This window comes from Mycobacterium sp., from assembly GCF_050701515.1.
Classification (GTDB): domain Bacteria; phylum Actinomycetota; class Actinomycetes; order Mycobacteriales; family Mycobacteriaceae; genus Mycobacterium.
In genome coordinates this window covers 1-13,026 of the sequence record NZ_JBOGDB010000292.1, presented here as the reverse complement: position 1 = coordinate 13,026, position 13,026 = coordinate 1, and the positions used below count along the sequence as shown (strand labels likewise).

Genomic DNA, 13,026 nt, shown 5'->3' with positions numbered 1-13,026 from the left:
AGGCGATGAAGATCGCGTCGCAGATCCGCGCCGGCACCTACGCGGTCAACATGTATGCGTTCGATCCCGGCTCACCGTTCGGCGGCTACAAGAACTCCGGCATCGGCCGCGAGAACGGCCCGGAGGGTATCGAGCAGTACACGCAGGCCAAGAGTGTGCTGCTGCCGTTCGGCTATACGCCCGAATAGCCGCCGCCTTGGCGCGGGCGTCTAGTGTGCGGTCAGATCGCGAAATCGGCTCATTTCGGCGGAAACAGCGATCTGATTGCACACCAGGGACCCAGTGGCCCGGCTAAAACAGCACCCGCACGATCGTCTCGGCCACCGCGGCCGGCTTGTCCGACCCGTCGAGTTCCAGTGTGTGCCGAACGGTGAGGTTGACGGTGCTGTCGTCGACCTTGGCGACGTCGAGGAGTTCGGTGCGCGCGCGGATCCGGCCGCCGGCGGGCACCGCGGCCAAGAACCGCACCTTGTTCAGCCCGTAGTTGATGGCCATCTTCGCGTTCTCGACGCGCATGTTGTCCTTGCTCAGCGCGGGGATCATCGACAGCGTCAGGAACCCGTGGGCAATCGTTGTGCCGTAAGGGCTTTCGGCTTTGGCCCGCTCGGCGTCGATGTGAATCCACTGGTGATCCCCGGTCGCGTCGGCGAACGCGTTGATGCGCTCCTGGTCGATCTGCTGCCAGTCGCTGACACCGAGTTCCTGTCCGACGGTCGCGCTGGCGTCGTCTATCGACGTGATCACCTTCATCAGAAAGCTTCCTCCCGTGGGTCCACGATCATTAGGTCCACACTCTCGACGATCTCCCGTTCTACGGTCAACCGCGGCGGCAACAGGGTCCAAATTATGGGGATTAACATAATCGGTTCATCGTAAGCAAAAAGGCCGTCACGCTTGGTCATGGCTGTTTACCTGCTGTTTACCGTCATGACCGCCGAATTGAACCGAGCGGCTATTGCGCACGTGTCTTATCGGTTCTATGCTGTTTGGCATAGTAATGAGTCCTTCAGGAGGCAAACGATGTGGATGATCGAGCTCAACTTCGCCGGCTACCAGTTCACGCACCGGGTGGCGGACCATCGTCTGTCGATGTTCCGCTTCACCCCGCGCATCATGGGCTGGCGACCGGCGCCGCTTCGCAACCCGCACGCGGCCTGAGGATCATTTCGACCGTGCAGACAACGAAGACGCGAACCAAGCGGGGTTCGACGCGAAGCAACATGCTGATCAGCGCCGCCGAGGTGATGCGCGAGCGCGGCGCGGCGGGCGTGACGATCGACGAGGTGCTGACCCGCAGTGGTGCCCCCCGCGGCTCGGTGTACTACCACTTCCCCGAGGGCAGGAATCAGATCCTGGTCGAGGCGCTGCAGTTCGCCGGCGAGGCCATCACCGAGGTCATCGATGAGGCGGCGGCCAATGGCGGCATGTATCTGGTTCGCCAGTTCGTCGAGTTCTGGGAAGAGTTGCTCATCGAGAGCGAGTTCAGCGCGGGCTGTCCGGTGGTGGCCGCGGCCATCGGCTCAGCCGACGAGGAACCGCAGCTGACCACGGTCGCAGGCGGCATCTTCAATCATTGGCGCGATGCGCTAACCCGCGCGTTCGTCAGCGACGGCTTCGACGAACCCGACGCCGCGTCACTGGCCATCACGTGCATCGCCTCACTCGAGGGTGCGGTGGTGCTGTGCCGCTCCACGCGCACAGCCGATCCGTTGCAGCAAGTCGCCTGTCAGGTCGAATTCCTGATCAAGTCAAGGGAATTCGTGCTGCGCCACGGTCTGCCGACCGTTAGCGCCGACCGCTAGGCCTTTCGCCAACGGGCGCATATGAAGTCTCCATTGACGCCCGATTCCACCAGCTTCCACTCCGTGCACGCCGGCAGCAGGCGCCCGCCCGTTCCGAGCGTGCATGGCGCGTAGCTGACGATTATCTCGTCGATCAGCCCCCGGCGGGCGAACTGCGCCGCCGCGTCGCCACCGCCGACCACCCAAACGTCGCGATAACCGGCCGCCTGCACCAGGACTGGGTGCAGCTCGGTGACATCGCCGTCGAAGGCGTGTACCGGATGGCCGGGCCGCACGATGTGCGGGCGGCGGGTCAACACCCACGTGGGTTGCTTGTACGCCCATTCGCCGGGATCGTTGGCCAGAATCCATTCGTAGGTGGTTGCGCCCATCACCAGCGCGCCGACCGATTCAATGAACGCCTGATAGCCGAACGGTCCGTCGGCGTCGATGTCGCGGGACGTCAACCAGGCCAGGCTGTCGGACTCGTCGACGATGAATCCGTCGATGCTGGAAGCGGTGTAATAGATCGTCGACATCGAAAGCTAGAGTAGCCGCGGATTACGGAAAGCCGGTGCTGCCAGTTGAGCGAATTCGACGCACTCTGTGCGAACGACACCGAGCTGGCGAAGCTGCGCGCGTCGATCCGCGAGTTCCTGGCGGCCGACCGCGACGAGTTCGGTTGGCAGCCTGCGGTGGATTCCTGGCTCGCGAAGTGGGACACCGAATTCTCCGCCCGCCTCGGCGACGCCGGCTTCATCGGCTTGACCATCCCGACCGAGTACGGCGGGCACGGGCTCGGCCATCTGCACCGCTATGTCGTCACCGAGGAACTGCTGGCGCAGGGCGCGCCGGTCGCCGCGCACTGGTTCTCCGACCGCCAGTTCGCGCCGGCCCTGCTGGCGTACGGCACCGCGGAGCAGCGACGAGCGTTGCTCCCCGTCATCTCGGCCGGCCGGATGCACGCGGCCATCGGCATGAGCGAGCACGGCGCGGGATCCGATCTGGCGGCCGTGCAGACGAAGGCCACCCGGACCGACGGCGGTTGGTCGCTCGCCGGTACCAAGGTGTGGACCAGCGGCGCACACCTGGCACATCGGATCGTCGTGCTGGCCCGGACCAGCCCGCTCGACCCGGAACACCGGCACGCCGGCTTCAGCCAGTTCATCGTGCGACTGGATTCACCGGGCATCACGATCGACCCCGTCGTCCAGATGGGCGGCGAACACCACTTCAACGAGGTGACGTTCGACGATGTCGTCGTCCCCGACGCCGACGTGCTGGGCGAGATCGGGGACGGTTGGCGGCAGGTCACCGCCGAACTGGGCTTCGAACGCAGTGGGCCAGAACGGATCCTGTCCACCGCCGCGCTGATCATCGGCGTGCTCCGTGCGCTCGCCGACGACGAGGTCGACGATCGAACCGCGGCCGAGGTGGGCGACCTGCTGGCGCGGCTGGTCTCGCTGCGGCAGCTGTCGATTTCGGTGGCCCGCACCCTGGCCGACGGCGGCGACGCCGCCAGCCGGGCAGCGTTGGTCAAGGACCTCGGCACCCGGTTCGAGCAGGACTCCGTCGAGTTGGTCGCCGACCTGCTCGACTATGTCGATCAGCGGACACCGGCGGCGACGACGCTGCACGCATTGCTCGCCACGGCGCGGCTGCATTCGCCGCTGTTCACCTTGCGGGGCGGCACGAATGAGGTGCTGCGCGGCGTGGTGGCCAAAGACCTGGGTGTGCGATGAACGAGTTGGCGCAGCTCGTCGACGACATCGGCCGCCGGTCATTCGACGACCGCCTCGGTCAGCGCCGCCTGCCCGAGGAGTTCGACAATGCGCTCTGGCGCAATCTCGAGGAGACCGGGCTGAGCCGGCTGACCAGCAGCCAGGATGCGGGCCCCGCCGAGGCGGCGACCGTGCTGTCCGGGCTGGCCCGCCACGCCTGCGCTGTTCCGATCGCCGAGACCGATCTACTGGCCGGCTGGCTGGCGCAGAAAGCCGGGGTAAGCGTCCCCGATCACGGCCCGCTGTCGGTTGCGATCGCCGATGCCGAACGCGCGAACGGCCGACTGACCGGAACGGCGTCGGGTGTGCCGTGGCCGCGTGCTTGCACCGTTCTGCTGGCCGCGGGCTGCGCCGGCGCACTACACGTCGCGGTCGTCGACGACCCGGAAATCGGCGATGCGCATAATCTGGCCGGTGAACCGCGCGGATCGTTCACCTTCGACCTGCCGATGGACGGCCTCGCGTCAACGCATCCGTCCGTCGGCGAGGAGCTGACCCGCCGCGGCACGTGGGCGCGCTGTGTGCAGATTATCGGCGCACTGGATGCGGCGGCCGAACTCACGGTCACCCACACCCGCGAACGCGAACAGTTCGGCCGCCCGCTGAGCGGGTTTCAGGCCGTGCAGCATTCGCTGGCCGCCATGGCGGAGGAGATCGAGCGGGCCCGCGCCGCAACGGCTTTGGCGATCGCCGCCGCCGACGACTACGGGTTTGACAGCCGCCAGGCCGATTATGCGGTGACGGTGGCCAAGGTGGCGGTGGGCCGTGCGGTGGGGCCGGTCACCACGATCGCCCATCAACTGCACGGCGCGATCGGCGTGACGATCGAGCACCGGCTGTGGCTGGCCACCATGCGCGCGCGGAGCTGGGTCGACGACTTCGGCAGCACCGGTCACTACGCGCGACGGCTCGGCCGCATCGCCCTGGCGGCCGAGGATCCGTGGGACCTCGTGGTCAGCTGTCCATTACTTGGCTGACCCGGGCCTCGACGTCGCCGAGCCCGGTCAGGTCGATGCCGAACCGGTCGGTCAGCGCCTCGACGACCTCCTCCGCCGTGTCGAAGCGAATCCGCTCGGTCTCCCCGGCGCTGTGGATGGCGAGGTTGCGACCTCGCAGGTTCCACCGCGCACCGTCGGTGACCAACGCGGCGGACAGCCCGGTGACGAATCCCGACGCCGGATGCGTTGAGACGTACCAGCTTCCGACTTCCCGGTCGATGCGCGGTTGCGGGCGGGTGGTGAACATGTACAGCGGTTCCCATTTGTCGCGGACCTCGGCCTCCAACATGAGGCCGTCGTGGTGCTCACGAAGCCGGTATGGCTCGTGACGGGTCTGCTGCACCGGGCCGGCCTCCAGCCGAATCGGCGACGACAGGGTTTGGCCGCCGAATCCGACGTCGACGAGATAACGGCCGTCGACGCCGGGCACCGTCACCGCTAACGCCTGGTGGGTCTGGGCCGGGAGCTCGCCGCTGGTGTTCATCCAGACCACCCGGCCGCCGAGGGCGGCTACCCCAAAACCCAACTGTGACAGCACGTATGCCATCAGGCCGTTCTGCTCGTAGCAGTAGCCGCCGCGCCGTCGGGCGACCAGCTTGCCGAACAACGCGTCGGGTCCCAGATCGGCGACCGGTATCCCCATCAGCGGGTCGAGGTTCTCGAACGGGATGGAGCGGTTGTGGCCGGCCACCACCGCGGTCAGCGTCTCCCGTGTCGGCGCGGCGGGACCGCCATAGCCGATCCGGGTGAGATAGGCCGCGACGTCGATGGCTTCGCCTGTCATGACTGCATGCTGCGACATCAACCTCGGTTGAGGTCAACCGGGGTGGAAGAATGAAGGGATGGTCGCCCACCTGACCGAGGATCTGCGAGAGGATCTGCTCGCCCGCTGGTCGGAGTCGCATCGACGACACCACACCGTCACCCACCTGCACGAGATGCTCGACGCGATCGGGCTGCTGGCCGACGACGGCCTGGAGTTCGACCGAGAGGCGGTGGAGCTGGCGGGCTGGTTCCATGACGCCATCCACGAGATCGGCCGCGCCGACAACGAGGATCGCTCCGCCCAGTTGGCGCGTCAGCTGCTGGTGTCTTCGCCGATCCGCGACGAGGTTGCTCGGCTGGTGCTGGTCACCAAGGACCACAAGCCCGCCGCCGATGATGTCAACGGTGCGGTGCTGAGCGACGCCGATCTGTCCGTGCTGGGCAGCGTCCCCCGTCGCTACCGGGCCTATGCCCGCGCGGTCCGCGAGGAGTACGCCTCGGTACCCGACGAGGTGTACAAACCCGCTCGGACACAAGTGCTTACGTCACTAGCGGATGGACCACTGTTCCACACCGAGGCCGGCCGCACCCGCTGGGAGGACCGTGCCCGTCGGAATATCGCCGACGAGATTCGGCTGTTGACCGGTTAGGTGCCGGTCCAGCGCGGCGGACGCTTTTCGGCGAAGGCCACCGCACCCTCCTTGGCGTCGTTGCTGCCGAACACCGGCATCAGGATCTTCACCTGCTCGGCGAACATGGTGTCCGGGCTCCAGCCGCGCGACTCGACGATGATCCGCTTCGTCGCCGCGACGGCGAGGGGCCCGTTGGCGGTGATCCGCTCGGCCAGCGCGATCGCCGCGTCGAGTGCGCCTCCCGGCTCGGCCAGCGTGTTGACCAGGCCGAGCTCGTGCGCCCGCTCGGCAGCCAAGTTGTCGCCGGTGAGCGCCAGCTCCATCGCGATCGCATACGGGATCCGCTGCGGCAGGCGCAGCAGGCCACCGCCGCCGGCGACCAGGCCCCGCTTGACCTCCGGGATGCCGAACGCCGAGTCCTTCGACGCCACGATCAGGTCGGTGGCCAGCGCCAGCTCGGTACCGCCGGCCAGCGCGTAACCCTCCACCGCGGCGATCAAGGGTTTGACTGGTGGGCGTTCGGTGAACCCCATTCCGCGGCCTTCGACCACGACGTTCTCACCGCGGGCGAATGCCTTGAGGTCCATGCCCGCGCTGAACGAGCCGCCGGCCCCGGTAAGCACCCCGACCGACAGGCCGTCCTCGGCGTCGAGCCGGTCCATGGCGTCGGCCAGTCCCCGGCTGACCGCGGCGTTCACTGCGTTCTTCGCCTGCGGCCGATTGATGGTAATGATCAGGATCCGGTCCCGCTGCTCGACGAGGACCACGTCTTCGCTATTGGTTTCTTCGCTCACGTCGGAGATGCTATCGACCAGTGGCCACTCGGCTACCACCGCTGGGTACTATGGGAAACTAGAACACGTTTCAATTCGACAGGGGGACCATGGCGCCGAGTGACATCGAGCCGTCGGAGCTCACCAAGTGGGACCCGGCCCTCACCGAGCGCGTGATGGGGATAACCCGGCCATTCCTCAAGCGGTATTTCCGCTCGGAAGTACGTGGCCTGGAGAACTTGCCGCCGGGCGGCGCGTTGGTGGTGTGCAACCACTCCGGTGGCATGTTGCCCATGGATGTTCCGATCCTCGCGGCCGACTTCTACCAAGAACACGGTTACGACCGGCCGCTGTACACGCTGAGCCACGACCTGCTGATGACCGGGCCGACCGGAGACTTCTTCAGGAAGATCGGCTACATCAGCGCGAACCACGAGAACGCCGACGAGGCGCTGCGCTCGGGAGGCCTCGTTGTGGTGTTTCCGGGCGGCGACTATGACGTGTACCGGCCGACGTTGTCGGAGAACGTAATCGACTTCGGTGGTCGCACGGGCTACATCAAGGCCGCCCTCAACGCCGGGGTGCCGATCATTCCCGCGGTCGGGATCGGCGGTCAGGAAACCCAGTTGTACCTGTCGCGCGGCAGCTGGCTGGCCAAGCGGCTCGGCCCGATTGCGCGTCTGACGCGCGCCAAGATCGTGCCGATCTCGTTCGGTTTCCCGTTCGGTCTGAGCGTGGTCATCCCGCCCAACCTTCCGCTGCCCGCCAAGATCGTGATGCAGGTGCTACCTCCGATCGACATCGTCGCGGAGTTCGGCGAGGACCCCGACATCGACGAGGTGGACGCCCACGTGCGACACGTCATGCAGCAGGCGCTCGATGAACTCGCCGCCGAACGCCGGCTGCCGGTGTTGGGCTGAACTCGCTGAACATGGCGCTGCTGGACCGACTGAACGACACACTGGGCCTGGTCGCCACGATGCGGCGGGCGGGGCTCATCGCCCCGCTGCGGCCAGACAAATACCTGCGGATCGCCGCGGCCATGAGCCGCGAAAACATGTCCGCCATTTCGGGTTTCGCGTCGGCGGCGCAGCGGTGTCCGGATCGGCCCGGCCTGATCGACGAGCTCGGCACCCTGACCTGGCGCGACATCGACCGGCGGTGCGACGCTTTCGCCGCGGCCTTGCAGGCGCTGCCCAGTGGACAGCCGAAGGTGATCGGGCTCATGTGCCGCAATCACCGCGGCTTCATCGAGGCCGTCGTTGCGGCGAATCGGATCGGCACCGACCTGTTGCTGTTGAACACCTCGTTCGCCGGACCCGCCTTGGCGGAAGTGGTCACTCGTGAAGGTGCCGACGCCGTGGTCTATGACCAGGAGTTCACCGAGATCGTCGACCGCGCGCTGGCCGACAGCCCGGACGCCACCAGGATCGTCGCCTGGACCGACGATCGGTCCAGGCTCGGGGACTCACCCACCGTCGAGAAGCTGATCGACGCGCACGCGGGCCGGCAACCGAAACGTGCCACGGAGAAGCCCCGAACGATCCTGCTGACCTCCGGCACCACCGGTAGCCCCAAGGGGGCCAAGATGACCGGTGGTGACGCCAGCGCACTCAAGTCGATCCTGGACCGCACCCCGTGGCGGACGGAGGAATCAATCGTCATCGCGGCACCGATGTTTCACGCATGGGGTTTCTCCCAATTGATATTCGCGGCGACGATGGCCTGCACGATCGTGACGCGCCGCAAGTTCGACCCCGAGGTGACGTTGCAGCTGGTCGACCGCCACCGGGCCACCGGATTGGCGGTGGTGCCGGTGATGTTCGACCGCACCATGGATCTTCCGGATGACGTCAGGAATCGTTACAGCGGGCGGTCACTGCGGTTCGCCGCCGCGTCGGGGTCGCGGATGCGCCCCGATGTGGTGACCGCATTCATGGATCAATTCGGTGACGTGATCTACAACAACTACAACGCCACCGAAGCCGGCTTGATCGCCTCTGCCACGCCCGAAGACCTGCGGGCCGCTCCCGATACCGCGGGAAAGCCGGTGCCCGGGACCGAAATTCGGGTGCTGGACGACGAATTTCAGGAGGTGGCGACCGGGGAGGTCGGCCAGATTTACTGCCGCAGCGCCACCCTGTTCGAGGGCTACACCTCTGGCAAGACCAAGGACTTCCACGAAGGCTTCATGGCATCCGGTGACATGGGCTATCTCGACGAGAACGGCCGATTGTTCATCGTCGGCCGCGACGACGAGATGATCGTCTCCGGCGGCGAGAACGTCTATCCGATAGAAGTCGAGAAGACGCTGGCCACCCACCCACAAGTCGCGGAGGCGGCCGTGATAGGAGTGGACGACGAACAATACGGTCAGCGCCTGGCGGCCTTCGTGGTGCTGACCGACAAAGCAGACGCATCACCGGAGAGTTTGAAACAGCACGTGCGGGAGAACCTGGCGAATTACAAAGTGCCGCGGCAGATTACCGTGCTCGACGAGCTGCCGCGAAGTAATACCGGCAAGATCTTGCGTCGCGACCTACAAGCCCTCGTCGACAATGGGTAGGCGCCGGCAGCCCCTGCTGCGCGCCGCTGCCGAGTTGCTGAATGCCGCCAACGGCGTGCGTCCGCTCGGCCGAGAGGGCTACCCCACGGTGGCGGCGTTCGCGTTCGGCTGGCCCACATCGGAGATGGCGCCGCTGTACATGGCCGGTTCGATGCTCGGCGCGCTGTGGCGCGCGGTGCGTGGCGATTACCGGGATTGGCGCGGCGGAATCGCGTTGCTGCTCAAGGTGATCACTTGGGGACTGCTGTGGCTCATCCACCGCCGCAACGTGGCGTCGGAACCTCACTTCGAGCAGCCGCTGCGCGAAGCCCTCGGCGAGCATTACGAAGCGATCGCCGCACAGTCACAGCCCGCCGGCCGCCGACGGCTCACCAGGGTGCTGCCGAACGAGGTCCTACGGCGCCGTTACGTCGAGAAGGCCGACACCGTCAGATATGGGCCGCACCCACGGGTGAACTTCGCCGACATCTGGCGCCGCCGCGATCTGCCGCGCGACGGCAAGGCCCCGGTCCTGCTGCAGGTGCCCGGCGGGGCGTGGGCCATCGGCATGCGTCGACCCCAGGCCTACCCGCTGCTCAGCCATCTTGCCGAACGCGGGTGGGTGTGTGTGTCCATCGACTACCGGGTCAGCCCCAAGAACACCTGGCCGGATCACATCGTCGACGTCAAACGCGCCCTGGCCTGGATCAAGGAACACATCGCCGAGTATGGCGGCGATCCCGACTTCGTGGCCATCACCGGCGGCTCGGCGGGCGGCCACCTGTCCTCGCTGGCCGCCCTGACGCCCGACGACACGCAATACCAGCCGGGCTTCGAAGACGCCGACACCTCGGTGGTGGCCGCCGTCCCGATCTACGGCCGCTACGACTGGTTCTCCACCGAAGGCCCCGGCCGCAGGGAGTTCGTCGGACTGTTGCAGAAGCTCGTGGTGAAGAAGCGCCTCAAGGAACGCCGGCAGGTCTATCTCGACGCGTCACCCATCAGCCGGGTACGGCCCGATGCTCCACCGTTTTTCATCCTGCACGGCGAATATGACTCCCTTATCCCGGTTATCGAGGGTCGCGAGTTCGCCGAGGCGCTGCGCGATGTGTCGGAGGAGACCGTCGCGTACGCCGAGATACCGCAGGCGCAGCACGCGTTCGACTTCTTCGGGTCGCCGCGCGGGCACTATACCGCCCAGGCGGTGGAGAAGTTCCTCTCCTGGGTGCACGCGATGCGCATACCATCGTCGAATGCAGAGGCTGCTCGCTTGTAAGACGAGTGACTGGCGCCGACGCTAGTCTACTGCGCCATAGCCGTTTCGACGACGGTTAGTTTGTCGGACAGGCCTGCGGCGCAGCGGATTTCAACGAACGCTTCGAGCAACGCGTCGGTCAACTCATGCGGGTCCTCCAGGGTGGCGCCGTCGGACAGCACCCCGAAGTTCAGTTGGTCAACATAGCTCCACACCGTGATGTTCAGTCCGCTGCCCGCGGTGAGCGGCCCGACCGAATAGATCTCTGTCACCAGCGCACCGCCGACCCGGCCCCGCTCCCGCGGCCCCGGCACATTGGAGATCGGCAGATTCAGCACCTTGTTCTGGCCGTCTTTGTCGGATAGCCACCGAAACAGCGACTCCGCCGGGGCCGGCGGGAAGTATGCCGACCACCGGCTCACCAGCTCCGGACCCACCAGCCGGTGGCTCTCCTTGGCCGATACCGCCGCTTCATGGGAGTTGCGCACCCAGTCCAACGGGTTCTCACAATCGGTCGGCACCGCCACCATCATTCCGGTGAAACGGTTGCCCGAGATTCGCTCCGGTGAGAAGTCGAAGCTCACCGGAACCGAGGCCAGCAGTGGGTGATCCGCGTGACCGTCGCAGCGCAGCAACAGTTTTCGCAACGCGCCCGCCGAGACCGCCAGCACCAAGTCGTTGATCGTGGCGCGCAGGTGCTTCCCGGTCTCCTTGACATCGGACAAAGCCAGTGTCGCGGTTGCGAACTTGCGTTCGCTGTCGAGCTTGTGGTTCATGAATGTCGGTGGCGGGGTGAACGGTCGGGTCAGCTCGGGTGACAACTTGCGTGAGCTTTGCCGAACGCGTCGCACACCCTGCGCCGTGTAGCGCATCACGCCAGGCAGCCGGCCAATCTGGCGAAGGTGGTCGACGAACGCCGACCGCACCAGCTCGCCCTTGGTCGGTGCCGGGTCGGCGACGTAGGAATCCCGGTCGGTATCGGGTCCGCCGCTCAGGCCGATGCCGCGCGCCAGCAGGTTCGCCGACGCGACGCCGTCGGCCAGCGCGTGATGGATCTTGCCCAACACCGCGATCCGGCCATTGGCCAGGCCCTCGATGAAATACATCTCCCACAGCGGACGGCTGCGGTCCAGCGGGGTGCTGGCGATCCGTCCGACCGCCTCGTCGAGCTGGCGGCGCCCGCCCGGGCTGTCCACCCGGTACGGCCGGATGTGATAGTCGAGGTCGACCTCGCAGTTCTCCCGCCACATCGGATGGTGGAATTTGAGCGGGATGTCAACGAGCTCGTAGCAGAACGGGTCCAGCTTGTAGAGCCGGCCCCGCAGGACATTGCGAAGCTCCTCGACCCCGAACTTTCGGCCCTTCAGGTCGTCGAGTTCGATCACCGCCAGCTTGAGTGTGTGCATGTGCACGTTCGGCGTCTCGCTGTACAACAGCACAGCGTCCCACCCGCTAAGCCGCTTCACCCCAGATACCTCCCGCCGGAGGCTTTATATAACCTCTTTGGCCCTGACCAGCGTCTGGTTTCGGTGAATCTGCTTGAGGAACAGGCCGATTGCCGTCGCTATCGATCCGGTGCGGGCTCCATCCGTCATGTCGAACGCGTGCCCGGCGCCGGGCAGTTCAACGTAGCTCACCACCGAACGAGATACCGACCGCAGTCGCTCGACGAAGCTGCGGGCCTGGGCGACCGGGATGACGGTGTCGCCGGTGCCGTGGATGACCAGGAAGGGCGGGGCGTCGGGGTGCACCCGTGCGATCGGTGACGCCTTCCGGAAGATCTCGGGATGGCGGGCGATCTTGCGCCTGACCACGACGCGCTCGAGGAAGTCCACGAACCGGGCCCGCTCCGGAGTGGAGCGATCCTCCCAGTCGTAACGGCCGTAGATGCCGACCACCGCGTCCACCGAGGTATCCGAACCCTCCGGCAGGTCGGCCTGCATTTCCGGATCGTTGGCAGTGAGGCCGGCCAGCGCCGACAGGTGCCCTCCTGCCGAACAGCCCGCCACCGCAACGAAATTGCGGTCACCGCCGAACCGGTCGACGTTGGCACGCGCCCACGCGATCGCGGTCTTGACGTCGGTGATGTGCTGCGGCCAGCGGTAATGCGGTGCGACCCGGTAGTCGATGGACAGGCACACCCAGCCCTGTTCGGCCAGGTGCGACATCAGCGCGTAGCCCTGCAGCAGGCGGCTGCCGGAGATCCACGCGCCGCCGGGCACGAAGACGAGGACCGGCGCCGGCTCGACGGGCAGGTCCTTGCGGCGCCAGACGTCCAGCAACTGTGCCGGGTGATCGCCGTAGCGAACAGAGGTCCGGTGCACGCTGCGCCGGTGCTGCCGGAAGCTCCACAACGGCGGGGTCCGCCCGGGCGCCGGCCACTCGACCGTCAGATCCGCGGCGGGCACGATGCCGCGCAGTGCCGCCTCGGCGACGGCGTTGGTCGCGTCGCGTCCCCGCTTGCGGGTTTCGGCCTGGCCCGGCGTGAGCCAGGAA

At 66.6% G+C, this 13,026-nt stretch carries 15 protein-coding genes; 9 read left to right on the top strand and 6 right to left on the bottom strand.

The genetic code is table 11. The features are described 5' to 3' along the window. On the top strand, positions 1–188 hold a 188-nt coding region (locus tag ACRDU5_RS21645), incomplete at its 5' end, for an aldehyde dehydrogenase family protein (protein ID WP_526617044.1). Between the two features lie 103 nt (positions 189–291). Here ACRDU5_RS21645 and ACRDU5_RS21640 read toward each other — a convergent pair. After that, positions 292–750, bottom strand: a complete 459-nt coding sequence (locus ACRDU5_RS21640) for a MaoC family dehydratase (RefSeq protein ID WP_526617043.1) — start codon at positions 748–750, stop codon at positions 292–294. 150 nt (positions 751–900) lie between these two features. Here ACRDU5_RS21640 and ACRDU5_RS21635 point away from each other — a divergent pair, with 150 nt between their 5' ends. Beyond that, positions 901–1,158, top strand: a complete 258-nt coding sequence (locus ACRDU5_RS21635; protein WP_526617042.1) for a hypothetical protein — start codon at positions 901–903, stop codon at positions 1,156–1,158. Positions 1,159–1,172: 14 nt separating this feature from the next. Beyond that, positions 1,173–1,802, top strand: a complete 630-nt coding sequence (locus ACRDU5_RS21630) for a TetR/AcrR family transcriptional regulator (protein WP_526617041.1) — start codon at positions 1,173–1,175, stop codon at positions 1,800–1,802. Here the strand turns inward: ACRDU5_RS21630 and ACRDU5_RS21625 are convergent. Next, complete coding sequence (locus tag ACRDU5_RS21625; protein WP_526617040.1) at positions 1,799–2,320, bottom strand: dihydrofolate reductase family protein; 522 nt, start codon at positions 2,318–2,320, stop codon at positions 1,799–1,801. The two genes, ACRDU5_RS21630 and ACRDU5_RS21625, sit on opposite strands and share 4 nt — an antisense overlap. Positions 2,321–2,365: 45 nt before the next feature. On the opposite strand from ACRDU5_RS21625, the gene ACRDU5_RS21620 reads away from it, so the two are divergent. Both ACRDU5_RS21620 and ACRDU5_RS21615 read left to right on the top strand, forming a co-directional pair. Further along, a complete protein-coding gene (locus ACRDU5_RS21620; protein ID WP_526617039.1) occupies positions 2,366–3,523 on the top strand; it encodes an acyl-CoA dehydrogenase family protein in 1,158 nt (385 codons plus the stop codon). After that, positions 3,520–4,539 carry an acyl-CoA dehydrogenase family protein gene (locus ACRDU5_RS21615; RefSeq protein WP_526617038.1) on the top strand — a complete coding sequence of 340 codons (1,020 nt, stop codon included), beginning with the start codon at positions 3,520–3,522 and terminating at the stop codon, positions 4,537–4,539. The genes ACRDU5_RS21620 and ACRDU5_RS21615 overlap by 4 nt, the downstream gene beginning before the upstream one ends. On the opposite strand, the gene ACRDU5_RS21610 is transcribed toward ACRDU5_RS21615, so the two are convergent. Further along, positions 4,517–5,344 carry an arylamine N-acetyltransferase family protein gene (locus tag ACRDU5_RS21610; RefSeq protein WP_526617037.1) on the bottom strand — a complete coding sequence of 276 codons (828 nt, stop codon included), beginning with the start codon at positions 5,342–5,344 and terminating at the stop codon, positions 4,517–4,519. The two genes, ACRDU5_RS21615 and ACRDU5_RS21610, sit on opposite strands and share 23 nt — an antisense overlap. Positions 5,345–5,402: 58 nt before the next feature. On the opposite strand from ACRDU5_RS21610, the gene ACRDU5_RS21605 reads away from it, so the two are divergent. Continuing rightward, positions 5,403–5,975 carry an HD domain-containing protein gene (locus ACRDU5_RS21605; RefSeq protein ID WP_526617036.1) on the top strand — a complete coding sequence of 191 codons (573 nt, stop codon included), beginning with the start codon at positions 5,403–5,405 and terminating at the stop codon, positions 5,973–5,975. Here the strand turns inward: ACRDU5_RS21605 and ACRDU5_RS21600 are convergent. Next, positions 5,972–6,751, bottom strand: coding sequence for an enoyl-CoA hydratase/isomerase family protein (locus ACRDU5_RS21600; protein ID WP_526617035.1), 780 nt, complete (start codon positions 6,749–6,751; stop codon positions 5,972–5,974). The genes ACRDU5_RS21605 and ACRDU5_RS21600 overlap by 4 nt on opposite strands. A gap of 89 nt (positions 6,752–6,840) precedes the next feature. On the opposite strand from ACRDU5_RS21600, the gene ACRDU5_RS21595 reads away from it, so the two are divergent. From ACRDU5_RS21595 to ACRDU5_RS21585, 3 genes are read left to right on the top strand one after another with little or no spacing between them, the layout of a single operon-like run. After that, the gene (locus tag ACRDU5_RS21595) at positions 6,841–7,650 is read left to right on the top strand and encodes a lysophospholipid acyltransferase family protein (RefSeq protein ID WP_526617034.1); all 810 of its coding nucleotides are present in this window, start codon (positions 6,841–6,843) and stop codon (positions 7,648–7,650) included. Between the two features lie 11 nt (positions 7,651–7,661). After that, positions 7,662–9,296, top strand: coding sequence for an acyl-CoA ligase FadD12 (gene fadD12, locus ACRDU5_RS21590; RefSeq protein WP_526617033.1), 1,635 nt, complete (start codon positions 7,662–7,664; stop codon positions 9,294–9,296). Further along, entirely contained in the window at positions 9,289–10,551 is a 1,263-nt protein-coding gene (locus ACRDU5_RS21585; protein WP_526617032.1) for an alpha/beta hydrolase, read from the top strand. Before fadD12 ends, ACRDU5_RS21585 begins: the two co-directional genes overlap by 8 nt. A gap of 26 nt (positions 10,552–10,577) precedes the next feature. Here the strand turns inward: ACRDU5_RS21585 and ACRDU5_RS21580 are convergent, their stop codons facing one another. Together ACRDU5_RS21580 and ACRDU5_RS21575 are read right to left on the bottom strand one after the other, a co-directional pair. Further along, a complete protein-coding gene (locus ACRDU5_RS21580) occupies positions 10,578–11,996 on the bottom strand; it encodes a WS/DGAT/MGAT family O-acyltransferase (RefSeq protein ID WP_526617031.1) in 1,419 nt (472 codons plus the stop codon). A 24-nt stretch (positions 11,997–12,020) separates the two neighbouring features. After that, positions 12,021–13,026 (bottom strand): alpha/beta hydrolase (locus tag ACRDU5_RS21575; RefSeq protein ID WP_526617030.1); only part of this gene is annotated, 1,006 nt, incomplete at its 5' end.

Coding starts and splice junctions, on each gene's coding strand:
- ACRDU5_RS21640 (WP_526617043.1), bottom strand. CDS start 750: ATGAAGGTGATCACGTCGATAGACGACGCCAGCGCGACCGTCGGACAG.
- ACRDU5_RS21635 (WP_526617042.1), top strand. CDS start 901: ATGGCTGTTTACCTGCTGTTTACCGTCATGACCGCCGAATTGAACCGA.
- ACRDU5_RS21625 (WP_526617040.1), bottom strand. CDS start 2,320: ATGTCGACGATCTATTACACCGCTTCCAGCATCGACGGATTCATCGTC.
- ACRDU5_RS21615 (WP_526617038.1), top strand. CDS start 3,520: ATGAACGAGTTGGCGCAGCTCGTCGACGACATCGGCCGCCGGTCATTC.
- ACRDU5_RS21610 (WP_526617037.1), bottom strand. CDS start 5,344: ATGACAGGCGAAGCCATCGACGTCGCGGCCTATCTCACCCGGATCGGC.
- ACRDU5_RS21605 (WP_526617036.1), top strand. CDS start 5,403: ATGGTCGCCCACCTGACCGAGGATCTGCGAGAGGATCTGCTCGCCCGC.
- ACRDU5_RS21595 (WP_526617034.1), top strand. CDS start 6,841: ATGGCGCCGAGTGACATCGAGCCGTCGGAGCTCACCAAGTGGGACCCG.
- fadD12 (WP_526617033.1), top strand. CDS start 7,662: ATGGCGCTGCTGGACCGACTGAACGACACACTGGGCCTGGTCGCCACG.
- ACRDU5_RS21585 (WP_526617032.1), top strand. CDS start 9,289: ATGGGTAGGCGCCGGCAGCCCCTGCTGCGCGCCGCTGCCGAGTTGCTG.